We start from the raw sequence: 25,046 nt of genomic DNA on the forward strand, positions 1-25,046 counted from the left end.
AGACAGAACCGCCCCGACGTCAAGCTCTGTCGGCGTCGCGCCTCACCAGGAGGGCATCGGGGTGGCGGAATGGAAAGGTTGCTCGCAATCGGTCGGCAGGTTAAGGATCCTGCCGTTGCTTGGAACCCCTTACCAACCAGCCACAAACCCTCGCACCGCCAAGGAAGGTCCCATGATCCAACTGCCCATCGTCGTCGCCTTCGTCTCGCTCGCCGCCTACGTCCTGCTTGGTAACTTTGTCACCGGTCGGTTGTAAGATTTGCCGCTCAGCGCAGCGTCACCCCCAAGCGGTCCGGCTCCTCCAAGCCGGGCCGCTTTTTTTATTGGGTCCACCGCCCAGCAATCGACGACGCGCCTTTCCACAATCGGCGCGGATTCGCTCACGAACACGCGACTCGATTCAAGGCGGTGTTGACGCCCGCGGAGTCGAAGTCGGTAGCCGGCAGCGCGCCTCAGCTCGCCAGGCTCATGCCTGACGGCGGCGCCCACTTCGTCTCGGCGAAGGCCTGCTCGACCGTCGCGGCGTCGATCCGAGTCGCTTGCGCGCCGGCCCCCGCCAAGAGGGCGAAGTCGGCCAGCCGCGCGACGTGCCGCGGCACGCCACGCGTTAGCTCGTGCAACTGCTCGAGCGCCCGCTCGGTGAAGATCGGCTCGTAGCGGCCGGCGTCCACCAGGGCCGTCTGCACGTACCCCACGGTGTCGTTCGCTGACCAGCGCGGTAGATCGATCCGCAGGTCGATCAGGTGGAGCAGCGACGGGTTGAGCCGCTCGAGCGACTCGGCGCCGGTCGCTAGCAGAATCGTCCATCTGGCGGCGGGGTCGGCTTCGAGCCGCGCGAGCCGCACCAGCTGCTGCTGCGAGTCGGGCCCGAGCTCTTCGGCGTCGTCGACCGCTAGCAGCGTCGCGAGCCCCTGCCAGCGGTTCTCGGCCAGGGCGTCCTCGACCCGGCGCCACAGCCGCATCTGGCAGTCGGCCGAGTCGGGCGAGGCGTCGAGCCCCTCCGCAACGCGGAACAACAGCTCGCGGGCCGTGAGGCCCACGGCGTCGAGCAGGACGGTCTGAACCGCGGCCCGCCGCTGCTCGGCGACAATCGCCGCCAGGGCCGTCGTCTTACCCCAACCCCGGCCCCCCACCAGCACGCCGACGCGGCGCTGCTGGCTGACGAGGTAGTCGGCCCGAGCGGTCGCCTCGGCGAGCGGACGCGTCGGGTACGGCTCGCGGCCGTCGGCGCTCGCCCCATGACCGAACGCGATCGTGGCGAAGGGCGACCGGTCGAGGCCCCAGTGCTGAAGGTACATACGCTTGGAGGGGGCGACGGACGACGACGGGCGGTGCGTCGGCGCCGCCTCACTGTCATAATCGGCGAGACCCGCCGCCCGCCTTAGCCCGTCCCCGGGTGAGCGGATGCTGGCGCCGCTTGCAGCCCTTCATCTCACCGCCATGTCACGCCGGTACTTCTGCCCCCACCCGATCGAATTCACGGCCGAATCGCCGTGCGTCGTGTCTCTTGAGGGCCCCGAGTCGCACCACCTCTCGACCGTCATGCGGGTAGGTGCGGGCGACCGGCTGACGCTGTTCGACGGTTCGGGCGCCGAGTTCGACGCCGAGGTCCTCGAGATCCAACGCCGCGGACCGGCGCGTCTGCTTGTCCGCACCCGAGATGAGGTCAGCCGCGAACCGCCGGTCACGCTAACGCTGGGCGTCGCATTGCCGAAGGGGGACCGCCAGAAGGTGCTTGTCGATATGCTCACACAGATCGGCGTGGCGAAGCTCGTCCCGCTCGTGACCGAGCACAGCGTCGCGGCGCCAAAAGCGTCGGGCATCGACAAGCTGCGGCGCGCCGTCATCGAGGCGTCCAAGCAGTGCGGCCGCAACCGCTTGATGACGATCGACGAGCCGGCGCCGCTGGCGAAGTTCTTCGGCGCCGTCCAGGCCGACTGCAAGGTGATCGCTCACCCGGGCGACGAAGAGCCATCGCGGGCGCCGGCGTCCGGTTCGGTCGCCATCGCCATCGGCCCCGAAGGGGGTTTTAGCGACGAAGAAGTCGCGGCCGCGACGGCCGCCGGCTGGGGGACGCTCCGCTTGGGGAAAAGTATTCTGCGGATCGAAACCGCCGCCATTGCGGCCGCGGCGGCGTATGCCGTTTCGACCTGATCAGGCGAAGAGACGCGAGACCCCTAACCTGCCAAAAGAAATGCTGTGCCGGGTGCATTCGGCTGAGCGTTGTTAGATGAACAGCAGCTGACCCACGTGTTGGCGTTCGTGGTCGAGCAGCCAGCGCTTCGCGTCGAGCCCGCCGGCGTAGCCGCCTAGCGCGCCGCCGGTGCGGATGACGCGATGGCACGGCACGATGATCGCGATCGGGTTGGCGCCGTTGGCGGTCCCGACGGCGCGGGTCGCTTTGGGATCGCCCAGGGCGTTCGCAATGGCGGCGTAGGATCGGGTCTCGCCGCAGGGGATTTGCTGCAACTCTCGCCAGACTCGCAGCTGGAACGGCGTCCCCTCGGGGGCGACCGGCGTTTCGAAATCGGTTAGCTCGCCGGCGAAGTAGGCCGCTAGTTCCGCCTCGATCTGGGAGAGGACTTTGCCCGCGCACGCCGCGGTCGCTTCGGGCGTGGCGCCGAACTGCAACGACTTCAGCGCCGACTCATCCGCGACGGCCGTCATCGGGCCGAGCGGCGTCGCGATTACGATGGTTCGGTGCGGGGTCATTCGGCAATCTCACGGATCTGGATATTCCGCCAGCGGATCTGCTTGCCGGCGTTGCCCGCGTCGGGGATGGCGTGCACCTGCAGAGCAATAAAACCGCTCGGCGTCACGCTGTCGTGGAAGTGGGCGACCGGAACGCCATTGATGCTGGTGCTGATGTGGTCGCCATGCGCCTCGACGCGGTAATGGTTCCAATCGTCGACCTTGAACGCCCCGCGCGCCTTGGCGCGGGCGTCGCCCTCGAGGTTGTAGAGCCAGCCGCGCCGCGCTTCGTCATAGACACCGCCCGACCAGGCGCGGTCCGAGGGGTCGATCTCGACCTGGTAGCCGTGGACGCGTCCGGCGGGGATTTTGTAGGTCTGCTCTTTACCGTTCCAGTTGAGGGTGACCGACTTCGCTTCGTCGAAGCACTGGCTGCGGAACTGCACGCCCGAGTTGAGCGACGGGTCGACCTTGACGTCGAACTCGAGCACGAAGTCGTCGTAGTCGCGGTCGGTGCAAAGGAACGAGTTGGGCGTCTTCGCGACGCTCGTGCCGATGATCTGCGCGCCGCCGTCGGCGTCGGCGTCGACCTCGTAAGTCGCCTCGCCGCCCCGCTGGACCCAACCGTCGAGATTCTTGCCGTTGAATAGCGGCGTGAAGTCGTCATCGGCGACCGAAACGGCGGCGGCGGCGCAGAACAATAGCGAGAGAACGAGACGGATCGGGGTCATGGTGTAGGCGCGGGAAAAGACTTCGGGACCAAGCAAGCCGGGCGGCAGTATAACCCACGAACTGTCGGTTTGGGCCCCTCTGACGACGGGGGCGCGTTGGGTGTCGTTGGTATTCCCGTAGCGCTGCCCGAGGCTAGCGCCAACGGCTCAAGTTGGTGATCGTTCGCGACCATTGAGCCGTCGGCGCTAGCCTCGGGCGGCGCCACGAAAGACGCAAGCCGTCCGAGAACGGTCCGCACAGCGGGCCCTACAGCTTCCAGATTAGCAGCGCCGAGTAGTTCAGGTTGTGCGGTGACACGCCCTGGGGGTCGGCGTCGTAGCGGTCGGTCGCCGAAATTTTGAGGCTCATGTTCGAGGGCTGATTGAGCTCGAACTCCATGCCGACATCCGCCAGCACACGGTACTGATTGAAGTTCTCCCACTCGGGGAACCAGTCCGCCTTGGCGTAGAACTTCTGGTTGCCGCCGATTTGGAGCTCGTAGTTGAAGCCGAACTGCGCCTCGGGGACCCACTCACTGTCGGGGCCGCCGAATTCGCGCGAGCCACCCGTACCGATGCTGGTCGTGAGCTTGGTCCATTCTTCGTCGATCCACTCGTAGCCGAAACCGGCGTTGGCGTTCACGTTGACGTCGAACGCCTGGAACTCGTCGTAGAAGGTCTGGTTCATCACGAAGATGGTCCAGGGCGAGTCGCCAAACAGCCAGTCGTAACGGACGTCGAGCAAAGCGTTGCTCTGCACCTCGATCCCGTTGGACTGGTTCTTGTTGTAGTAGAGCGAGCTGCTGAGCTTGTAATCGTCCGCCTTGCGTTTCATGAAGCCGCCGGCGCGGAAGCTGAGCGATTCGCTCGTTCCACTGGCGCCGTTGAGGCCGAACTCGATGCCCGAGTCCCACGGCGCGGGGCCGAGCCAGTAGGCCGGTTGGTACCAGGCGTAGGTCGGCTCGATCGGCGGGCCGAGCGCGGCGCCGATCTCTGGGAGCGGGGCCGCCAGTTCCTCGGCCGTGTCGTCCGACACCGGGCCTTCGGCGACCGTCCCTGCGGTCACCGTAGTGTCGGTGGCGGATTCCGGCGTCACCTCTTCGGGAGGGCTACTGGCCTCCGGCGTCTCGGCGGCCGGCTTCGGATTCGGCGGCAAGAGCTCGCCGTAGCTTGTCGGAATCGGCGCGCGTGTGGGGACCGGGGTGATCAGCTGTGGCGCGGACGACTGGGCGGACGACGGGGCCGCAGCCATCGACGCGGTCACCGACGCAAGCAGCGCCAGCAGGACGACGCGGACTAAGTTTTGAACAACCTGATGCATTGCGAGCCTAGTAGCGGGCGGACCGGTAGCCGGTGTCCGAGGCGACGTTTAGCGGGTCGCCTGGGAGCGTGGCAAGGCGGATCGCCGCCGCTAGCTAGAGCTGGATGCCCAGCAATCGCGAGATATCGAGCGTGAAGACGAACAGCATCAGGCCCAAGAGCAGGATCAATCCGACCGACTGCAGGGCGATCATGACGTTCTCTTTCGGCGGCCGGCCGGTGATCCCCTCGTAGAGGAGGAAGACCATGTGCCCGCCGTCGAGCACCGGGATCGGCAGGAAGTTGAGCACCGCTAGGTTTGCGCTGAGCATCACCAGCGACATCAGGAGGGCGCCGATCCCCTCGAAGGCGGCCTCGCCGGCGACCTGGGCGATCGTGATCGGACCGCCGAGGGCCGTCACCGAAACCTGCCCGCCGATCTTCTGCAAGAACCGCACCACACTCGTCAGAGCGTTGCCGGTCTCTTGGAAGGCGAGCTGCGTGCGCTCGCCGAGCGACTTGGCGACGTGCAGCCGCTTCAACGGCGACAGGACGAGGCCGCGGTCGCCGTCGGAGTAGGCGTCGCTGACGCTCACCGGCTTGAGCTTCACGGTGTGGGTCGGCGTCTTGCCGTCCGGGGTCGAGGCGCCAGGCTGCGGGCGCTCGACGGTCAACTCGACCTCCAGCGAAGGCGGCGGGTTCTGCAAGCCGAGCAGCAACGCGGGCCAGTTGTCTTGCGACTCGCCCAGGGGGATGGTGTTGTCGCCCGGCTTACCCTTCGAGTCGGTCCAGCTCATTCTCGCCTCGACGAGGCGATCACCCGGCCGGAGATCGACCGCCGCCGCCGGGCTGCCGCCGACGATCGCAGCGATATCACTCTGCAGTTCGCAGGCCACGCCGAGCGAGTCAATCGTCAGCGGAGCGTTCTCCGTCACGGCGAGCGACTGCCAAGTCACGACGCGCGGCGCGACGTCGATTTCGAGCGTTTCATCGCCCCGCTCGACGGTGAGCGTCACGTCCTCGCCGCCCGTAGCGTTCGATTCAAGGCGTTCGTCGAGCGTCACGGGGTCGAGGGCGGGCTCCCCCTCGGGGGCGGCGCCAATCGCTGCGCCGTCGATCGCAATGAGTCGATCGCCGACCTTGAGGCCGGCCGCCTCGGCGGGCGAACCGGTTTCGATCCCTACGATGGGTCCGAGCGTGGGGACAATCCCGAGCCGTTCCATCGGGTCGGCCGGCAGCGTCACCTCGACGCGCTCGCCCCCTTCCAGCGGGCCGAAGGGGTCGGTCGCTGGCGCCTCGCCGCCGCGCAGGACGGTGAGCTGGAGCGGCTCGTCACGTTTGGTCACCAGCGCCGCGGCGAGTCCGTCGTACGACTCCACCGCCTGACCGTCGATGGCGACAATCTGGTCACCGGTCTGAAAACCTTTGTCGCCTAGCGACGCGGCCGGCGAGTTCGGCGCCACGGCCTCTTTGAGCGAAAGTCGCAGGCGGTTCATCATCAGCACGCCGACCTGCGGCGCCGGCCCCGACACCTCGGGGCGGAGCGTGATCGTTTCGGTCGTCCCGTCGGCCCGTAAGACGTCGCAATCGAGGCCCTTCTGGAGGTCGCCGAGAATCACTGACTCGCGCAGCTGCTTGTAGGTCGGGTCCTTGATGTCATTAATCCGCACGAGGCGGTCGCCCGTCTTCAGGCCGGCCTTCCAGGCGGGGCTGCCGGCGATGGTGGCGCCAACCGTCGCCGGCTGCTCGGGAACCCCAAAGCCATACGCAAACCACGCCATGATGAACGCGAAGATGACGTTCATGATGACGCCGGCGGAGATGATCGCCATGCGCTGCGGCACGCTCTTGGCGAGGTAGCTCCGCTTGTGGATCCAAACGGTGCTGCCGTCGGGCGCGGTGATCGGCTTAGCGTCGGGCGACCCTTCGAGGGCCTTGGAGGCCTCGATCTCTTCGGCGATCGCGCCCGCGTTGTCCTCTTGGCCAAACATCTTCACGTAGCCCCCCAGCGGCAGGACGCCAACGCCGTAGTACGTCTCGCCCCACTGCCGACCGATCTTGAGGCCGCCGATGTCGAAGCCGATCATGAACTTGTCGCACCGCACGCCGCACGCCTTGGCGACGAGGAAGTGCCCCAGCTCGTGAACAAAGATCACGAAGCCGAGCCCGGCGGCGACTTGAAGAATAGCGACGAGGGTTTGCATAGGTAGGGATTAGGGACGGGGGATGGGGGACGAGGGGATACGTTGCAAGCGACGGCGACGATTCCCTCGTCCCCCGTCCCTAATCCCCCGTCCCTTCTTAAGCACACACCCAGCTGTGGATTTCTTCTCGCGCCCAGAGGTCGAGTTCTTCGAGCCGCTCGAGCGTTGGGTTGGCGTCAAAGTCGTGGGCTTCAAGAATGCTGCGGCAGGCGGGGACGATCTCGGTGAAGTGGAGGTCGCCTTCGAGGAACGACTGGACCGCCGCCTCGTTGGCCGCGTTGAGCACCGCGCCGCTGGTGCCCCCCTGCTCGGCGCACTCGAAGCCGAGCGAAAGCGCTGGGAAGCGGTCGAAGTCGGCCGGCTCGAACCGCAGCTCGTGGTTCCGCGTCCAGTCGAGGCGTTCGGCGGGGCCGGGCAACCGCCGAGGATACTCCAGCGCGTGCTGGATCGGCAGTTTCATGTCGGGCGGTCCCAGTTGGGCGACCACCGACCCGTCGACGAACTCGACCATCGAGTGGATCACCGATTGGGGGTGGATCATCACCTTGATCCGGTCGGGCGGGATGTCGAACAGCCAGCGGGCTTCGATCACCTCCAGCGCCTTATTCATCATCGTCGCGGAGTCGATCGTGATCTTCGGGCCCATCTCCCAGGTGGGGTGGGCCAGCGCCTCGTCGACGGTGACCTGGGCCAGCTGCTCGCGCGCCCAGGTGCGGAAAGGCCCGCCGCTGGCCGTGAGGACGATCCGCTCGACCTCGTCGCGGCGCCCGCAGGCGAGCGACTGGAACACGGCGCTGTGCTCGCTATCGACCGGCAGCAGGCGCTCGGGGGCGGCGGGGTTCTTCTTCCGCTGGTCGTCGAGCAGCTTGCGGACAATCGGACCGGCCGTGACGAGCGTCTCTTTGTTGGCCAAGGCGACCGTCTTGCCCGTCTTGAGGGCGGCGAGCGTGCTGCGGACGCCGGCGGAGCCGACGATCGCTGCTAGCACCACGTCCACGTCGTCGCAGCCGGCGGCTTGCTCCAGCGCTTTGCGGCCGACTAGCAACTCGGTCTCCTTCGGCAGCCCCTTCCACGATTGCTCGGCGGCGGTCTGCTCGTCAGAGGCGACCAGGTAGCGGGGCTTCAACTCCCGGGCCTGCTCGATGAGCAGATCGAGCCGCGAGTGGGCCGACAGAACGGTCGCCCGCAACCGGCCCTTGCTCGCGCGGATCACCTCGATGGTGTTGCGCCCGATGCTGCCGGTGGACCCGAGCACCGCGATCCTTCGCGACGTGTCGGCTACGGCCGGGGCGGGTTTCACGCGTTTAGCCATGACGGGCGCCGGAGGGGTGGGAACAGGAGGGGGCGGGGGCTCGCGACGCGTTTTTTCGGCCGGAACGATCCGGCCTGGCGCCGGGCTTGGCGCCTGGCAGGGGTTCCGATTGTGGGGGCCAGCCCCGAAAGTCTGGGTTACGCAGGCGCTCTCCCTACTGGTTCGAGGCGAGGAGAGGCCGTTTGCTTGCGCCCGGGCGCCCCGCGCTTCGCTAATATGTTGGTAGGCTTGCCTTTGCAGCGAGTCCGGCGATTCTATCGGCGACCGCTATCATGCGACAAGGCGAGCCGCCGGGCCGAACTTTCTTTCGCTCCGTTACGTTTGCTCAATAGAGCGCCCGAGCCCCCCAACCCCGCACCCGTTGCAGCCGTTATGGAAAAACAGCCCAACCCCTCCAATAGCGACAAACGGGGCGGCGACGGGAAGAAACCGGGTTCGCAACCGGTCAGCTTCGTCTGGTACCTGCTGGCGGTCTTTGTGCTGCTGATGCTCGGCGTCACGCTGTTTGGCAGCTCGACGACCGTCACGCTCCCGTGGAGCGAGTTTGTCCGCCTCGCCGAAGCCTCCTACCGCCCCCCCGCAGCGGGCGACGCAACGGCCGACGACGCGACCCCCGCCAAGCCGGCGGGCCCCGGCTCGATCGTCTATGTCGATCGCACCCTCGACCCCGAGCGGATGGTCCGGCTCTCCAACCTCGGCAAGTTGGTCGTCGGCTACGACGGCGTCAGCGGCCGGGTCACGCGGCAGGTCTTCCCCGCCGGCGCGACCGTTCCGGCCACCACGACCACGGGCGACGACGCCACCGGCGACGCTCCCGCCGAGACGGCTGAGAACGACGTGCGGTTCCGGGTGAATTGGAACCCGAACCTTCCCCGCGTCGGCGAACTGCTCGAATCGAACGGCCTCACTTACACCGCTGCGCAGCCCGACAGCCCGCTGCTCGCGTGGCTGCCGACGCTGCTGATGATGGCCCTCTTGGTCGGGCTGATGGTTTACATGCTCCGCCGGCTCGGCGGCGCCGGCTCGCCGATGGCCTTCGGCCGCAGCCGCGGCAAGCTCTACGCCCAAGAAGACCTGGAGGTCACCTTCGACGACGTCGCCGGCATCGACGAAGCGGTCGAAGAGCTCCGCGAGGTGGTCGACTTCCTCAAGAACCCCGAGCGCTACCAGCGCCTCGGCGGCCGCATCCCGAAGGGCGTCCTGCTGGTCGGCCCCCCGGGAACGGGCAAGACGCTGCTCTCCAAGGCCGTGGCCGGCGAGGCGGGCGTGCCGTTCTTCTCGCTGAGCGGCTCGGACTTCGTCGAAATGTTTGTCGGCGTCGGCGCCGCGCGCGTCCGCGACATGTTCCAACAAGCGGAGCAGCGCGCCCCGTGTATCGTCTTCATCGACGAGCTCGACGCGCTCGGCAAGACCCGCGGCAACGGCCAGATGGGGAGCCACGACGAACGCGAGCAGACGCTCAACGCCCTGCTGGTGGAGATGGACGGCTTCGGCTCCAACAGCGGCATCATCATCATGGGCGCCACCAACCGCCCCGAGACGCTCGACCCCGCCCTGCTCCGCCCCGGCCGCTTCGACCGCAATGTGCTGGTCGATCGCCCCGACGTCGCCGGTCGCAAGCAGATCCTTGAGGTCCACTTGGCGAACGTCAAAGTCTCGGACGAGGTCGATGTCGACGCGATCGCCGCGATCACCAGTGGGTTTGTCGGCGCCGACCTTGCGAACACCGTCAACGAAGCCGCCCTGCTCGCCGCCCGCAACGGCAAGGAAATGGTCGGCAAAGAAGAGTTCTACGAAGCGGTCGAGCGCGCCTCGATCGGCCTCGAGAAGAAGAGCCGCATCATGCTCGACGAGGAGAAGCACCGCCTCGCCGTCCACGAAGGGGGCCACGCCCTGGTCGCCTACTCGCTGCCGAACACCGACCCCGTCCACAAGGTCTCGATCATCCCCCGCGGGCTCTCGGCCCTCGGCTACATGCAGCAGCGCCCCGAGGCGGACCGCTACATGGTCACCAAGACCCAACTCGAAAGCCAACTGCAGGTGATGCTCGCCGGCACGCTCGCCGAGGAGTTGATCTTCGACGACGTCGGCACCGGCGCCAGCAACGACCTCGACCGCGCCACCGAAGTCGCCCGCAGCATGGTGATGGACTACGGCATGAGCCGCTTGGGACGCGTCACGTACCGCGAACGGACGACCGGCTTCCTCGGCCACGACGCCGGCTACTCGAAGCACCACAGCGAGCAGACCGCGCGAGAGATCGACCAGGAAGTGAAGCGGATTATCGACGAGGGGCTGGAGCAGACGCGACGCATCCTCGCCACGCGGCGGCCTGCGCTCGAAGCGATCACCGCCGAGCTGCTCGAGAAAGAAGTGATCGACGCCGAGAAACTCGGGGCGATCATAGAACAGGCGAGCCCCGGCCCGAAGATCGTCCCCGGCACCGGCAACGAGCGGAAAGCGGCGACCCCGCCCACCAAGCCGGCGACCGACGACGAAGCCGCCGAGGGTTGAGCCCTCTCCCTCGATCTTCTTCTCGCCACGGAACGTGTTTAGCACGACCCGGGGCGGTCGCCCGCGAACATCTGGCCGCCGTCACCACGCCCCTGGCCGCTCTTCACCGTTGAGTCGCCGATAAGGACAAGCTTGCGCGGCGCGGCGTCGGCTCCATTCGACGTCATGGTGAGGAGGAAGGCAAGCAGCGTCATCACGACGCGGAACATGGAGGGCCCTCATGATCGAATGAAACAACAAACCCCGCGGCGTCGCGAGGGACGCCGCGGGGTTAGTCTAGTCTCAGAGTCGCCGCGTATCAGAACGCCGGACTGTTCGTTTCACCGGCCGCACGGCTAGCCATCGCGCGAAGCAAGTCCGACTCGACATCCTTTTGAACAAACTGCGCCGAACCATCGCACATGCCGAGGTGCGTCCCGCCGGGATGGTTGCTGCCGAGGCTGGCGTCGGTGCCGGGAGTGAGGGGACGCTTGTCGACGGGATCGACGAGTGCTCTCTCCTCAATCCCGTAGCGAACGTTTTTGGCGTTCTCGATGTACCCGTAAGCAGAATTAGGATCGGAGAGACCCCCCAAAGTCGTGCTCCCTACCATCCAACTCTCGAAGGGCGGCGGCGTCAGGTTCTCATCGGGCGATTGGCGAACATCGACATTCGCCCAAGACAATTCGCCGTACATAATGGTCTTACTCGACCCGTCGGTGATGTCGCCGAAATCAATCTTGCTGCGTGGGTAGATGGCACCATTGCGAGCCGTTCCACCTGATTGCCCGTCACCATGCGAGGAACTTGGCGCCGAGTCGATGCAGCCAATGTCTTTTGCCATGTAGGTCGCGTAGGGGTCTGTTGTCCACGCCCCGCCGCCGCCTCGCCCTCCACCGCCTTGCGTGCATTTCGCCGGCCTAGCGCCCATGTTGCCAACGTAGTGTGGCGTCAGCTCGGCGACTCGAATATCTCCGCGGGACCCACCTGACAGGCCAAAGTCGCGGCCGTTGATCGCGGTCAGTTGAGGAACACCACTTGGGCATCGTAAGAATGGGAGAGGAAGTTCGAGAAGCGCGGTTTGCTCACGCCAGTGCTTGTCTTGATCAACCAAGTCGATGAGGTTTTGTTCTTCCATGTAGGGAAGAAGTTTGGCGTGACTGCTCAAGTGACTGGGAACATCGCCGTGGGAGGGCAAGGTTCCTTGAGCGCTCAAATAGTTGTGGGCTGCCAACACCAGTTGCCTGAGTTGGTTATTGCACTGGGTCCTGCGGGCCGCTTCGCGGGCCGCCTGCACGGCAGGCAGCAGCAGGGCCACCAGGATGCCGATGATGGCGATCACCACGAGCAATTCGACCAACGTAAACGCGGGGCGACTTCGCGGCGATTGAACAGCAATCGGCACGTTACGGCGAACCTCGTCGCATTCCATCGAAGACTCTCCGGCAGAAGAACAGACGCAAGCGATCCTGGCGGGGCGCTGCCGTGCTTGCTGATTAGCGTGGGGATAAGGCGAAGGCGGGTTTAGGCCACAATCGCGAATCCTCATACTACCACGTCGCCCGGTTATTCCGGAAAGCCGTGACCGCCTCGGGCGGTCGGATTGCGGCAATTGGGGCCTCCGTTGCGTTCAATCGCCCCCTCGGACTATGGCTTGCGGATAAGATGGAGGTGCCCTGGGCTGGGGCCGTCTCTCCGGAGGGGGGGACCGGCCTCCTCGGGAGCTCGTCATCACGCCGCCACATGGTCTCGCGGATCGCTGTCTAGCGCCGTTTTTTGGGTGTCCGCCGGACGCACTTCGACCATCGAGGCCGGCTCTTTCGGAACACGAAATTAGGCGCTGCATGGACAGGTCAGGATCACGGCGTGGGCGCCCGCGCCACCTCAAGGTCGAGACGCTCGAATCTCGCCAGTTGCTAGCGGTCACGGCCGTGGTTGCCGAGGCCGACACGTACACCCTCGCCGGGGTCGGCGCGGGGTCCGCCCCTGTTCTCGACGCCCTCGACGTCAACGGCCCAGGCGACCGCGCCGTGTACGTCCGCTTCGACCTTTCGACGGTCGACCTTGCCGGCGCAACTTCCGCGTCGTTCAGCCTGTTCAAGACCGGCGGGACCCGCAACGACACCATCATCACTGAACGGTTCGATGTTTACGGCTTGCTTCCGCTGGCCGGCAACACGCCGCAGAACTGGAACGAAGCGACCCTGGCCGAAGGGGGTCTCGGCGCCGAGTACACCAACACCGGGGGCGACGGCCCCGACGTCACGCGGCTGTTCAACCTCAACGCCGAAGACGGAGCTGCGGTCACCGAGTCGGTGAACAATGTGAACGACACGCCGCAGTCGGTCAGCGGCCCCGACCTGCTCGCCTTCTTGCAGGCGCGGAAAGCGGACGGCGGGCTGGCGACGTTCGTCACCTATGTCGACGCCGGCGCCTTCCGCGGCTGGGGGTACTCGTCGCGCGAGGCGGCCGATCCCGCACTGCGGCCGGTGCTCGAGATCGACGGCGGCGTCACCGTCGACCCGGTCGACCCCTACCCCGAGAACCCCGTCGTCTTGCCGCGACAGGTCGAGAAGCTCAACCGCGGCGTGGTGGCCGTGCGGCCGACATCGAACTCCGCTTACATCGGCTGGCGTCTGCTGGGCGACGACCCCGCGGATGTCGCGTTCAACGTCTACCGCTCCGGGCGGGGCGGAGCGATCAAACTGAACGCGGAGCCGCTCACCCAGACAACCGACTTCGTCGACACGGGCGCGTCGACGGGGGTCACGTCGGTCTACTACGTCCGCGCCGTCGTCGACGGGGTTGAGCAGGAGCCGAGCGAGTCCTACACGCTCGACGCCTCCACGCCGGTGCAGCAGCACCTCGACATCCCGCTAGTGATCCCCCCGGGCGGCGTGACGCCCACCGGCGAGTCGTACACCTACAGCGCGAATGACGCCACCGTCGGCGACCTCGACGGCGATGGCCAGTACGAGGTGATCCTCAAGTGGGACCCCTCGAACTCAAAAGACAACTCGCAGTCGGGCTACACGGGCAACGTCTACATCGACGCCTACACGCTTGAGGGCGAACTGCTCTGGCGGATCGACTTGGGACAGAACATCCGCGCCGGCGCCCACTACACGCAGATGCTCGTCTACGACTTCGACGGCGACGGCCGTTCCGAGGTTGTCTTGAAGACGGCGCCGGGGACGGTGGACGGCCAGGGCTCCGACGTCCTCTTGCCCGGTGACGACTCGGAAGCCGACTACCGCAATTCCAGCGGCTACATCCTCACGGGCCCCGAGTACTTGACCGTCTTCGACGGATTGACCGGCGCCAATCTGCAAACGATCCCGTTCCCGATTGAGCGGATCAGCGCCTCGACGTGGGGCGACTCGTACGGCAACCGTGTCGACCGCTACCTGTCGGCAGTCGCCTACCTCGACGGCTCGCGTCCCAGCATCGTCTGGGCGCGGGGTTACTACGGCCCACAGAACGGGTTCAACGCCCGCAACGAGGTCGTGGCGCTCGATTGGAGCGATGGCCAACTCAACGAGCGATGGCTGTTCCAGGCCGCGACGAACGGGGCCAATCCCGAGTACATCGCGCAGGGCTCCAACGCGTTGGTGGTGGCCGATGTCGACGGCGACGGACGCGACGAGATCATCCACGGCGCGTCGGCGCTCGACGACGACGGGACCGGCCTCTACTCCACCGGCCTGGGTCACGGCGACGCGATCCATGTCTCGGACCTCGACCCCTCCAACCCGGGTCTGGAGGTGTTCATGACCCACGAGTCGCCGGGCGCTTACGAGAGCGGAGGCCGCGACGCCGGCGGCGAGTTGCGTGACGCGCAGACTGGCGAGTTGCTCTTCCAGATCCCTTCGAACAACGACGTCGGACGCGGCGTCGCCGCCGACATCGACCCCAACCACGTCGGCTACGAGTTTTGGGCGACAACCAACGAGGGGACGCGGTACATCTACAACGTCTCAGGGGAAGCGTTGTACGAGACCCCGGGCAACATGATGTACAATTTCGCCGTCTGGTGGGACGCCGATCTATCGCGCGAGTTGCTCGACGGCACGACGATTTCTGACTGGAACAACCCGGGCCGCTCGAATCTCGTGTCGTCTGGCAACGGCGGCATCAACAGCACGGCCGGCCTCTCGGGGAACAACGGCTCGAAGAACACCCCTGCGCTGACCGCCGACCTGTTCGGCGACTGGCGCGAAGAGGTCATCTGGCGCCGCAGCGACAACACCGCGCTGGAGATTTGGACGACGACGATCGGGTCGACCTCGCGGCTGCCGACGCTGATGCACGATACCCAGTACCGCTCGGCGATCGCTGGTGAGAACGTCGCCTACAACCAGCCGCCCCACCCGAGTTACTGGATCGGCGAGGGCATGGCCGACGCGCCGCGGCCGCCGCTCTACTTCGGCGGTGAACTGGAAGGCGACTACAACCTCGACGGCGTCGTCAACGCCGCCGACTACACCGTCTGGCGCGACTCGCTCGGCAGCGAGATGAACCTCGTCGCCGACGGCAACCACAACGGCGTTGTCGACGCCGCCGACCACGCCGTCTGGGCCGCAAACTACGGCGCCACCACAACGGCCCCTTCGACCTTCGCTCCGACCGCGTCGGTGGCGTTGGCCAAGGCGTCGCCTGGCGCCTCCAAAGAGGTCCAACCGGCGTTTTCGCCGGCATTCGCGCTGGCGACCGCACAACCTGCCGACAACGTCGCGTCGTCGGACGCCGCGGGCGTCGAACCGATCGCCTCCTCAGTGGACCAACAGCTGCTGCTCTATCGCGCTGAAACACCGCTGACAGACGCCGACGACCAGGACGCGTGGGAAGAGGCCGAGCGTGTCGAGAGTCCGAATGACGAGGCGTTTGCCCAGCTCGACGAGCAAGCGGATTGGAACCGCCTCGGGAGACTTCTGTGACTAAGCGTCCGTTCTCCCTACGCCACGGCCGGCTCCGATTCGAGACGCTCGAAGACCGTCGTGTCTTGAGCACCACCACGCTCTTTCCCGAAGCCGACACCTACACACGGGCCGGGGTCGGCGCCGGTTCGGCGACGGTGCTCGACGTGCTCGACAACAACGGGGGGGCGGGCGACCAGACGGCGTACATCCGGTTCGACCTCGCTGGCTTATCCCTCGACACCCTCACCAGCGCTGCCTTCGTCCTCCACAAGACGGACGGCACACGGAACGACACGATCATTACCGAACGGTTTGACGTGTATGGGTTGCTCCCCCTAGCGGGCAACACGCCGCAGGACTGGAACGAGAACACCCTGGCCGAGGGGAATGTCGGCGCCGAGTACACGGACGTTGGCGGCGACGGGCTCGACACGTCGCGGCTGTGGAACCTCGACCAGGAGAGCGGCGCCGATGTCTTCGAGTCCGTACTCAACGCCAACGGCGGCGCGCAAGAAGTGACCGGGAGCGACCTCGTCGCGTTCCTCCAATCACGCGCGGGCGACGACGGGCTGGCGACGTTCGTCACACAGGTTGACGCCGGCGCGGTGCGGGGCTGGGACTACGGTTCGCGCGAGAGCGCCGACCCGGCCTTGCGACCGCAACTCGTACTCGAGTTCGAGAGCGAGCCTGTCCCCGACCCCTACCCGGAGAACCCGGTCGTCTTCCCCCGACAGGTCGAGAAACTCGACCGCGGATTGATCGCGATGCGACGGTCGGCCTCGGAGGTCTACCTGGGCTGGCGACTGCTCGGCGACGATCCGGCCGACGTCGCTTTCAATGTGTATCGAAGCAACGGACGTGGCGGGTCGACGGTCCAACTCAACACAACACCCCTCACACAAACCACTGACTTTGTCGACTCGACCGCCGACCTCGGCGTGGCGAATCTCTACTCGGTGCGTCCCGTGATTGACGGCGTCGAACAAGCCGTGACCGAGACCTACCTCCTGCCGGCGAACGCCGAGATCGAACAGCACTTGACGATCCCGCTGCAGATCCCCGCGCCGGTAACAACGTCCGACGGCGTCACGCACTACTACTCGGCGAACGACGCGTCCGTCGGCGACCTCGATGGCGACGGCGACTACGAGGTCATCCTCAAGTGGGCCGCGGACCCGGCTGATCTCTACGAGCTGTCGGCCAACATGTACGTCGATGCGTACGACATGGACGGCACGCTGCTGTGGCGGATCGACGTTGGTCCGAACCTCAAGACGATCGCCAGCTCGCTACAGTTCATCGTCTACGACTTCGACGGCGACGGCCGCGCCGAGGTGGCGATGAACACGTCGGACGGGACCGTCTCGGGGACCGGCCAGGTGATTGGCGACCCCAACGCCGACTGGCGCGACGCCGAGGGATGGATCAAGACCGGTCCCGAGTATCTAACCCTCTTCGACGGCCTGACTGGCGGCATCCTCGTCAATACGCCGCTCGAGCCCGACCGCGGCAATGTCGCCGATTGGGGGGACAGCTACGGCCATCGTTCGACGACGCACAAGTACACAATCGCTTATATCGATGGGCGGCATCCCAGCCTGATAACGGGCCGCGGCATCTACCACGGCCAAGCCGCGATCGGACGCTCGAAGACCGAGCTCGTCGCGTGGAACTGGCGTGATGGCCAACTCACCGAAGAGTGGAAGTTCACCGCGACCGAAGGGACGGGCCGAGACGTCAATCCCGCGTACGTCGGCCAAGGCAACCAGGCCATCAGTGTCGCCGACGTCGATGGCGACGGCTACGATGAAGTCGTCTGGGGCGCGATGGTGATCGATCAAGACGGCACAGGGCTCTACTCGACCGGCCGAGGCCACGGCGACGCCCTGCATGTCGCCGATATGGACCCCGATAACCCGGGGCTCGAGATTTTCGAGCCGCACGAGAACCCGGCCGAGTACGGCGCCGCCGGCGGCGACTACCGCGACGCACAGAACGGCCAACTTTTAACGGCGATCCCCGCCACGAACGACGTCGGGCGCGGCGTCGCGTTCGACATCGACCCCAATTACCCCGGCTTCGAGTTCTGGGCGACGACGAACGACCCCGACGGGGGCCAGCGGATGATTTACAATGTCCAGGCCGGGCCGATCTACGCCACGCCCGCCAACATGCAGTACAACTTTGGCGTCTGGTGGGACGCCGACCCGCTCCGCGAGTTGCTCGACGGCACGACAATCTCGAAGTGGCGCTACGAATGGGCGACACCGGGCCGACAAAACCTCGTGTCGTTTAGCAACTCAGGGATCAACAGCACCGCGGGTCTGTCGAGCAACAACGGAACCAAGGCGACCCCCGCCCTGTCGGCCGACCTCTTTGGGGATTGGCGTGAAGAGGTCATCTGGCGCCGCAGCGATAACTCAGCACTGGAGATCTGGTCGACGACGATCCCCTCTTCGATGCAAGTGCCGACGTTAATGCACGACTCGCAGTATCGGCAGCAGGTCGCATCGCAAAACGTCTACTACAACCAGCCGCCGCATCCGAGCTACTTCCTCGGCGCCGGCATGAGCGCCCCACCGACGCCGCCCCTCTTCTTCGGCGGCGAGCTGAAGGGGGACTACAACCGCGATGGAGCCGTCAACGCGGCCGACTACAGCGTCTGGCGCGACTCGCTCGGTAGCGAGATGAACCTCGCCGCCGACGGCAACCACAACGGCGTGGTCGACGCCGCCGACCACGCCGTCTGGGCGGCGAACTACGGCGCGACGTCACCGCCGAGCGTCGCGTTGGTTACGTCACTATCGAATACGAGCGACTTGACTCCGGTTGAGCCCGCCGCCCAGGAGCCGCAGGGCCTCCCGTCAATCGCGTTCGCTCAGAACTTGAGTTCAATCGAAGCGACTTCGCTGCAGCGGACGAGGTCCTATCGCCCGAGCGTCCGGCAGGCCGACTCGACCGACACGCGCCACGCCGCTCTGCTACTCTACGCTTCGGCCTCCACGACGGCCCCGGCCGACGACATCGAGCTCTCGACGTTACCGCGTCGTGACGCATCGCCAATCGAAGCGGCGACACGAGACGCCGCCTTCGAGGGGCTCGGCCGGCTCCCCCTGTAACGAGCCCCTTCGAGAGAATTTCTATTGACCTCAGTACTCGCCACGTCCGCGAGGGCGATCTGCCTCGCCCTGCTCGCGGCGACTTGCACGGCGGAGACCGTCGAATGGCCCGAGCCGACGCAGACGTCGCGTCCGTGGACGCGTTGGTGGTGGCACGGCTCCGCGGTTGACGAAGCGAACCTGACGCGTCTGCTCGAAGCTTACCACGACGCCGGACTCGGCGGCGTCGAGATCACCTGCATCTACGGTGTGCAGGGGGAACCCCACCCGAACCGGCGCTACCGTTCGGCCGAGTGGCGCGACGCGATCCGCTTCGCCACGCAAGAAGCGAAACGCCTCGGGATGGGAGTCGACCTGCCGGCCGGGTCGGGCTGGCGGATGGGCGACCCCGAGCTGCCGATGTCGCTCGCGAATAGCCGGCTGGTGCTCCATCACGAGGACGTCGTTGGTCCGACCGAGCACACGATCGAGTTCGACCGACGCGAGACGCCCCTGGCGGTGACGGCTCAGTCGACAGACGGCGAGTCGCTCGACCTGACCAAGCAACTCGACGGCCATCGTGTCGTCTGGCAGGCGCCGGCCGGAAGCTGGCGAATCGATACGGCGGCCTATCGCTGGGCGGGCGACCGGGTGAAACGCCCCGGCCCGGGCGGCGAGGGGCTCAACATCAATCCGTTCTGGAAGGAATCGGTCAGCGACTTTCTAACGCGCTTCGGCGAATCGTTTGATGGGATCGAAGGAGTCCGCGCGCAGTTCCACGACTCGTTCGAGTACGACGGCGACTGGCAGCCCGAGTTCTTCGACGAGTTCGCCCAGCGGCGCGGCTACCGGCTCGAAGAGCATCTCGCCGAACTCGCGGGCGATGGCGACGCGGACCAGGTCGGCCGGATCAAAGCCGATTATCGACAGACGCTCGACGATTTGGTGCGAGAGCACCTCATCGGCACGTGGAACGACTGGTCGCACGACCGCGGAATGCTGACACGGAACCAGTCGCACGGCTCGCCGGCGAATTGGCTCGACCTGTACGCGGCGGTCGATATCCCCGAGATCGAGAGCTTCGGCCGGCTCGTCGGCGGGGACGCCGACCTGCTGGTGCTCAAGTTCGCTTCGTCGGCGGCGAACGTGGCCGGCAAGCGCCTCGTCTCGTCGGAGACCGCGACATGGCTCGACGAGCACTTCAATGTGACGCTTGCCCAGATCAAGCTGATCGTCGATCGGCAGGTGCTCGCCGGTGTGAACCACGTCGTCTATCACGGCACGGCCTACTCTCCGGCCGACGCGGCGTGGCCCGGTTGGTTGTTCTACGCGTCGACGCAGCTCAATCCCCAGAACCCGATCTGGCGCGACTTCCCGGCGCTGAACCAGTACGTCACGCGCGTGCAGTCGGTGCTACAAGCGTCGCGGCCCGACAGCGACGTGCTTCTCTACTGGCCTTTGGCCGACTTCCGGCACGACCCGGAGGGGCTTCGCCAAAGCCTACGGGTTCATAACAGCCACGACTGGTTCACCGATCAGCCGATGGGCGCCGCCGCCCGGCAGATGCGCGACCGGGGCGTCACCTTCGACTATGTCTCGGATCGCCTCCTCGCGTCGTGCGTCGTCGGCGAGAGCGGGACCCTCCGGGCGCCCGGCGGCGACTACCAAGCGATTGTCGTACCGCGGGCGGAACGCGTGCCCCTCGAGACGATCGAGAAACTCGCCGAGTTTGCCGAGGCGGGAGGCCAAGTCGTCTTCTGGGGCGGGCTGCCCACGAGCTTGCCGGGCCTGCAGGGCGCCGCCGACCAAGACAGTTGGCGCGACCTCCGCAGCCGCTTCGACACCGCGTCGCAGAAGCTGACGGCGAAGGCGCACCGGGGGGACGATCTCGACGCCCTGCTCTCGCAAGCCGGTGTTCGTCGCGAGCCTTGGTCCATTGAGAACGGCATCGGGTTCGTCCGCCGCCAACACGAAGACGGCGTCGTCTACTTCTTGTGTAACGAGCAAGACGAACCGCTCGACGACTGGATCACTACTGAAGTAATGGCCGGGGGCGCCGTCTTCATGGACCCAGAGACGGGGCGGATTGGCTCGGCCCGATCCCGACCAGCGAAAGAAGGACGCCGCTCGGTACGGGTGCAGCTCGCGCCAAAGGAGTCGGTGCTGCTCGTCATGACCACCGGCGCCGCCGATGCGCCGAGCTGGCGCTACGCCGACCCAGCGAGCGAACCGACTCCCCTCCACGGTTGGTCGGTGACGTTCGTCGAAGGCGGACCGACGAAGCCCGCCTCCTACACCTCTGAGGCGCCCCGGCCTTGGACCGAATCGGACGACCCGGCTGCCGAGTCGTTTGCTGGCACGGCGCTCTACGCGTGCGAGTTCGACGCCCCCGCCGCGTCCGAACGCTGGCGTCTCGACCTGGGTGAAGTGCTCGGCAGCGCCGCAGTTCGCCTGAATGACGTGGAGATCGCCACCCTGATTGGGCCGACCTTCGCGATTGAGCTCGAGGGTTTGAAGCCGACCGGCAACCGCCTTGAAGTCGAGGTGACGGGCGTCGCCGCCAACCGTCTGCGTGACCTCGACCGCCGGGGCGTGGAATGGCGGATCTTCGAAGACATCAACATCGTCGGAATCGACTACCGCCCACTCGACGCGGCGGCTTGGCCGGTTCGTCCCATGGGACTGCGAGGCCCCGTCACGATCACGCCGCTGGGAGAGACGCCATGAAGGCCGACGCGCTATTACGACGGTTCGCTGCTGCTTTACTCGCCATCGCGTTCGCAAGCGGCGATGGCTTGGCGGAAGAGCCGCGGATGAATGTCCTCTTCCTCATCTCGGACGACTTACGGAACGAGCTGGGCTGCTACGGCAGCGACCTAGCGAAGACGCCCCACCTCGACGCGCTGGCCACCCGTAGCGTCCGCTTCGACAGGGCCTACTGCCAGTTCCCGCTCTGCAATCCATCGCGCAGTTCGATGCTGACCGGGCGTCGCCCAACCACCGTCGGGGTGCTCGGCAATCGCACTTGGTTCGGGGTCTCGTGCCCCGAGGCGGTGAGCCTCCCACGCCACTTCAAAGAGCAAGGCTACCAAACGCTCCGGGCAGGCAAGATCTTTCATGGGGGGATCGACGACGTCGAAGCCTGGACGGCGGGCGCCCAGCAGCGGTACTTCGGCGAAGGCGCCACGGCGCGGCCCCCGGTGCACCGAGAGCGTGGCCCCGACAACCGCTTGCTCAGCAAGACCGAATTGTCCGACCGGTGGATCGTCCTCCCGAACGACGGCGAAGGAAGCGGCGACGAGCGGATCGCGAGTCGCGCCATCGAGTACCTCCGGCAAGCGGATCCGGATGAGCCCTTCTTTCTCGCCTGTGGCTTTCACAAACCGCACAGTCCACTCGAGGCGCCGCAGCGGTTCTACGACCTATTTGACGCCGACTCGATCCCATTGCCGCCCGACTACGCACCGCGTCCCACCGTTCCGGAAGGATTCCCGGCGGGATCAATCCGTCCATCGAACGCCGACTTGTTCGTCGGGCGCGACTCGACGCCGCAAACAGCCCGCGAAATGATCCGCGCCTACCTCGCGTCGACCGCTTGGATGGACCACAACTCGGGCCGAGTACTCGACGAGTTGGAACGCCTCGGCCTCGACGATCGGACGATCGTTGTCTTCTGGGGAGACCACGGCTATCAGCTCGGCGAGAAGGGCAAGTGGTCGAAGGCCGGGTCGCTGTGGGAGCAGGGGGTCCGTGTACCCCTCTTCATCCGGGACCCGCGAGTCGCCGGCAACGGGCAGACGTGCCCGCGTGTCGTCGAGACGCTCGACCTGTATCCGACGCTCTGCGAACTGTGCGGCCTGCCGACGCCCGAGGGACTCGAAGGCCGTAGTCTGGCGACCTTTCTGAAAGACCCCGAGACACCCTCCGACCGCCCCGCCTACGCGGTCTGGAGCGAGGATGGCGAGCATGTCACCGGTGTCGCGATCCGGACCGAACGGTGGCGGTACGCCGAGTTCTTTGGGCGTGGCGCAGGACCGATGCTCACCGATCCGAAAACCGACCCTGCGGAAATGGTCAACCTAGCCAACGACCCTCGCTACGCCGAAACGGTCGAGCGATTGTCGAAACTCGCCAATGATTACGCCAAGGGCTGGACGCCTGAAAGCTCTGCGTCCGCCCAATAGCCGAACTCTAGCTACCGAGTCGTTATGCGCACGTTGCTTTTCTTGCTTACGCTGAGCGCGGTCGCCCTTCCGGTGTCGGCGCAGCGGCAGATGGAGAACCTGTCGCGTGGCGTCGTTGCGATCCCGAACCCCGGCGGCGGCGTGTTCGTCGGCTGGCGATTGTTCGGGACCGACCCCGAGGGGATCGCCTTCAACGTCTATCGCTCGGCCGACGACGGCCCGGCGGTGAAGGTCAATGACGAACCGCTCACCGGCGCCACGAGTCTGGTCGACGCCAAAGCGGATGTCACCGCCTCGCTGAGTTACCAAATCCGCCCCGTGGTCGAAGCGGGGGAAGTGGCCCCGGGCCAGGCGGTCCGTGCGTGGGAAGGGGACTACCTCGAGATCCCGATCGAGACCATTGAGGGTTACCGGCCGGGCGACACCTCGGTTGCCGACCTCGATGGCGACGGCGAACTCGAGATCGTGCTCCACCAGGTCTCTCGCCCCCGCGACAACGGCTCCGCGGGCGTCACCGGCGAGCCGATCCTCGACGCCTACAAGCTCAACGGCGCGCACCTGTGGCGGATCAACCTCGGCAAGAACATCCGTGAGGGGGAGCATTACACCCAGTTCATGGTCTACGACCTCGACGGTGACGGCCGCGCCGAAGTCGCTTGCAAGACGGCCGACGGGACGGTGGACGGCGTCGGCGAGGTGATTGGCGATGCCGACAAGGACTGGCGAACGCTCCAAGAGGGGTCGCCTCGCGACGGCCGCATTCTCAATGGCCCCGAGTACTTCACCATCTTCGCGGGCGACACCGGCGCCGCGCTCAAGACGATCGACTACGTCCCCGGACGCGGGGCGATCGACGGCTGGGGCGGGATCGGCGGCAACGCGGGCAACGACTCATACGGCAATCGCTGCGACCGCTTCCTAGCGTGCGTCGCTTACCTCGACGGCGAGCGACCGAGCGTCGTGATGTGCCGCGGCGTCTACGGCCGGATCGTCATGGCGGCGTGGGACTGGCGCGACGGCGAGCTGTCGCAGCGCTGGGTCTTCGACTCTGGGTCGAGCAGGCCTCCCTACTCGGACGCCTCGCCCTACTCGGGCATGGGGGGGCATTCCCTTTCGGTCGGCGACGTTGATTCTGATGGACGTGACGAGATCGTCTATCAGGCGATGGTCGTCGACGACGACGGCAAGGGGCTCTACTCGACCGGCCTGCGTCACGGCGACGTGATGCACCTGACCGACATGTACCCCGATCGCCCCGGCATGGAGGTCTTCACCGTCCAGGAGAACGAAGACGACGCCGAGTTGTTCCAGACCCCGGGGGCCGCAATGCGCGACGCCCGCACCGGCGAAATCCTCTGGAGCCATAGCCCGACGGTCGATGTCCCTTCCGGGATGGCGGCCGACATCGATCCGACCCACCGCGGCTACGAGGCATGGGGCGGCCCCGGGGGCCTCCGCAATTCGCACGGCGAATCGATGGGCCCCGCGCCCCGGGAGAACGCCTGGTGCATCTGGTGGGACGGCGACCCGCTCCGCGAGCTGGTCTCGCCCGGCGTCGACTGGGGGCGCTGGTACCGGTGGCGACTGGCGCAGGCGAGCCCCGGCGGCGAACCGACCGCCCGCAAAGAAGCCGACGGCGCGATCGAGCGGGCGCTTGGCTCGCGCGAAGACCGCGACGAGCGCGACACGCAACGGCGCCGGCCCGATTCGCAGCGTTCGCGGATGCCGCGTCGCCCCACGCCGACACGCGTCGTCAAATGGGACTGGGTCGGCAAGAAGTCCGATACGGTCTTCGAGTGCGACGCGATGGGCGTCAGCCGCGGCCCGGCACTGGTCGGCGACCTGCTCGGCGACTGGCGTGAAGAGATGGTGCTCGTGGCCCCGGACGGGAAGTCGCTGCGGCTCTACACGACAACGATTGAGACCGAGGTCCGTCTCCCCACCTTGCTCCACGACCCGCAGTACCGCTTGGGGCTGGCGTGGCAGAACGTCGTCTACAACAAACCGTGCCACCCGAGTTTCTACTTGGGCGACGGCATGAGCGCCCCGACGCGTCCCAAAATACGACTAGTGGGCGCCGGCGAAGCCATCGCGATCGAGTAGCCCGCCCCGCCAGGCGGGCGATTGGTCGCCAGG

16 protein-coding genes are annotated in these 25,046 nt (G+C 66.5%); 8 read left to right on the top strand and 8 right to left on the bottom strand.

The genetic code is table 11. The features are described from left to right. Window positions 1-115 precede the first annotated feature (115 nt). Window positions 116-256, top strand: coding sequence for a hypothetical protein (locus Pla108_RS20905; RefSeq protein WP_197526323.1), 141 nt, complete (start codon window positions 116-118; stop codon window positions 254-256). 196 nt (window positions 257-452) lie between these two features. Here Pla108_RS20905 and Pla108_RS07405 read toward each other — a convergent pair whose 3' ends face one another. Continuing rightward, entirely contained in the window at window positions 453-1,298 is an 846-nt protein-coding gene (locus Pla108_RS07405; RefSeq protein ID WP_146444222.1) for an ExeA family protein, read from the bottom strand. A gap of 106 nt (window positions 1,299-1,404) precedes the next feature. Between Pla108_RS07405 and Pla108_RS07410 the strand changes: the two genes are divergently transcribed. Further along, window positions 1,405-2,154, top strand: a complete 750-nt coding sequence (locus Pla108_RS07410; protein WP_146444223.1) for an RsmE family RNA methyltransferase — start codon at window positions 1,405-1,407, stop codon at window positions 2,152-2,154. A 72-nt stretch (window positions 2,155-2,226) separates the two neighbouring features. On the opposite strand, the gene Pla108_RS07415 is transcribed toward Pla108_RS07410, so the two are convergent. From Pla108_RS07415 to dxr, 5 genes are all read right to left on the bottom strand, one after another. Further along, the gene (locus tag Pla108_RS07415) at window positions 2,227-2,712 is read right to left on the bottom strand and encodes a methylated-DNA--[protein]-cysteine S-methyltransferase (protein WP_197526324.1); all 486 of its coding nucleotides are present in this window, start codon (window positions 2,710-2,712) and stop codon (window positions 2,227-2,229) included. Further along, window positions 2,709-3,422 (bottom strand): 3-keto-disaccharide hydrolase, encoded by a 714-nt coding sequence (locus Pla108_RS07420; protein WP_146444224.1) that lies wholly within the window; start codon window positions 3,420-3,422, stop codon window positions 2,709-2,711. The genes Pla108_RS07415 and Pla108_RS07420 overlap by 4 nt, the downstream gene beginning before the upstream one ends. A 247-nt stretch (window positions 3,423-3,669) precedes the next feature. Further along, a complete protein-coding gene (locus Pla108_RS07425) occupies window positions 3,670-4,722 on the bottom strand; it encodes a DUF481 domain-containing protein (protein WP_146444225.1) in 1,053 nt (350 codons plus the stop codon). A gap of 94 nt (window positions 4,723-4,816) precedes the next feature. Then, entirely contained in the window at window positions 4,817-6,904 is a 2,088-nt protein-coding gene (locus tag Pla108_RS07430) for a M50 family metallopeptidase (protein WP_146444226.1), read from the bottom strand. Window positions 6,905-7,001: 97 nt separating this feature from the next. After that, window positions 7,002-8,216 (bottom strand): 1-deoxy-D-xylulose-5-phosphate reductoisomerase, encoded by a 1,215-nt coding sequence (dxr, locus tag Pla108_RS07435; protein WP_146444227.1) that lies wholly within the window; start codon window positions 8,214-8,216, stop codon window positions 7,002-7,004. A gap of 372 nt (window positions 8,217-8,588) precedes the next feature. Between dxr and ftsH the strand changes: the two genes are divergently transcribed. Continuing rightward, window positions 8,589-10,730 carry an ATP-dependent zinc metalloprotease FtsH gene (ftsH, locus tag Pla108_RS07440; protein ID WP_146444228.1) on the top strand — a complete coding sequence of 714 codons (2,142 nt, stop codon included), beginning with the start codon at window positions 8,589-8,591 and terminating at the stop codon, window positions 10,728-10,730. A 38-nt stretch (window positions 10,731-10,768) separates the two neighbouring features. On the opposite strand, the gene Pla108_RS20910 is transcribed toward ftsH, so the two are convergent. Further along, a complete protein-coding gene (locus Pla108_RS20910; protein WP_197526325.1) occupies window positions 10,769-10,939 on the bottom strand; it encodes a hypothetical protein in 171 nt (56 codons plus the stop codon). A gap of 89 nt (window positions 10,940-11,028) precedes the next feature. Further along, on the bottom strand, window positions 11,029-12,141 hold the full coding sequence (locus Pla108_RS07445; RefSeq protein ID WP_197526326.1) for a DUF1559 domain-containing protein: 1,113 nt from the start codon (window positions 12,139-12,141) through the stop codon (window positions 11,029-11,031). 412 nt (window positions 12,142-12,553) lie between these two features. On the opposite strand from Pla108_RS07445, the gene Pla108_RS07450 reads away from it, so the two are divergent. Genes Pla108_RS07450 through Pla108_RS21510 form a run of 5 tightly spaced genes read left to right on the top strand, consistent with a single transcriptional unit; the run spans window position 12,554 to window position 25,013 of the window. Then, window positions 12,554-15,646, top strand: coding sequence for a rhamnogalacturonan lyase family protein (locus Pla108_RS07450; RefSeq protein ID WP_146444230.1), 3,093 nt, complete (start codon window positions 12,554-12,556; stop codon window positions 15,644-15,646). Then, entirely contained in the window at window positions 15,643-18,747 is a 3,105-nt protein-coding gene (locus Pla108_RS07455) for a rhamnogalacturonan lyase family protein (protein ID WP_197526327.1), read from the top strand. The genes Pla108_RS07450 and Pla108_RS07455 overlap by 4 nt, the downstream gene beginning before the upstream one ends. A 24-nt stretch (window positions 18,748-18,771) precedes the next feature. Continuing rightward, window positions 18,772-21,453: a glycosyl hydrolase gene (locus tag Pla108_RS07460; RefSeq protein ID WP_146444231.1), complete on the top strand. Its 2,682-nt coding sequence runs from the start codon at window positions 18,772-18,774 to the stop codon at window positions 21,451-21,453. Continuing rightward, window positions 21,450-22,910, top strand: coding sequence for a sulfatase (locus tag Pla108_RS07465; RefSeq protein WP_197526328.1), 1,461 nt, complete (start codon window positions 21,450-21,452; stop codon window positions 22,908-22,910). Before Pla108_RS07460 ends, Pla108_RS07465 begins: the two co-directional genes overlap by 4 nt. Before the next feature lie 24 nt (window positions 22,911-22,934). Beyond that, window positions 22,935-25,013 (top strand): rhamnogalacturonan lyase, encoded by a 2,079-nt coding sequence (locus Pla108_RS21510; protein WP_146444233.1) that lies wholly within the window; start codon window positions 22,935-22,937, stop codon window positions 25,011-25,013. Window positions 25,014-25,046 lie beyond the last annotated feature (33 nt).

Origin of the sequence: Botrimarina colliarenosi, assembly GCF_007859955.1 — a bacterium.
Lineage (GTDB): Bacteria > Planctomycetota > Planctomycetia > Pirellulales > Lacipirellulaceae > Botrimarina > Botrimarina colliarenosi.

Coding starts and splice junctions, on each gene's coding strand:
- Pla108_RS07420 (WP_146444224.1), bottom strand. CDS start 3,422: ATGACCCCGATCCGTCTCGTTCTCTCGCTATTGTTCTGCGCCGCCGCC.
- Pla108_RS07445 (WP_197526326.1), bottom strand. CDS start 12,141: ATGGAATGCGACGAGGTTCGCCGTAACGTGCCGATTGCTGTTCAATCG.
- Pla108_RS20910 (WP_197526325.1), bottom strand. CDS start 10,939: ATGTTCCGCGTCGTGATGACGCTGCTTGCCTTCCTCCTCACCATGACG.
- Pla108_RS07405 (WP_146444222.1), bottom strand. CDS start 1,298: ATGTACCTTCAGCACTGGGGCCTCGACCGGTCGCCCTTCGCCACGATC.
- Pla108_RS07450 (WP_146444230.1), top strand. CDS start 12,554: ATGGACAGGTCAGGATCACGGCGTGGGCGCCCGCGCCACCTCAAGGTC.
- Pla108_RS07410 (WP_146444223.1), top strand. CDS start 1,405: ATGCTGGCGCCGCTTGCAGCCCTTCATCTCACCGCCATGTCACGCCGG.
- Pla108_RS07430 (WP_146444226.1), bottom strand. CDS start 6,904: ATGCAAACCCTCGTCGCTATTCTTCAAGTCGCCGCCGGGCTCGGCTTC.
- dxr (WP_146444227.1), bottom strand. CDS start 8,216: ATGGCTAAACGCGTGAAACCCGCCCCGGCCGTAGCCGACACGTCGCGA.
- ftsH (WP_146444228.1), top strand. CDS start 8,589: ATGGAAAAACAGCCCAACCCCTCCAATAGCGACAAACGGGGCGGCGAC.
- Pla108_RS21510 (WP_146444233.1), top strand. CDS start 22,935: ATGCGCACGTTGCTTTTCTTGCTTACGCTGAGCGCGGTCGCCCTTCCG.
- Pla108_RS07425 (WP_146444225.1), bottom strand. CDS start 4,722: ATGCATCAGGTTGTTCAAAACTTAGTCCGCGTCGTCCTGCTGGCGCTG.
- Pla108_RS07465 (WP_197526328.1), top strand. CDS start 21,450: ATGAAGGCCGACGCGCTATTACGACGGTTCGCTGCTGCTTTACTCGCC.
- Pla108_RS07415 (WP_197526324.1), bottom strand. CDS start 2,712: ATGACCCCGCACCGAACCATCGTAATCGCGACGCCGCTCGGCCCGATG.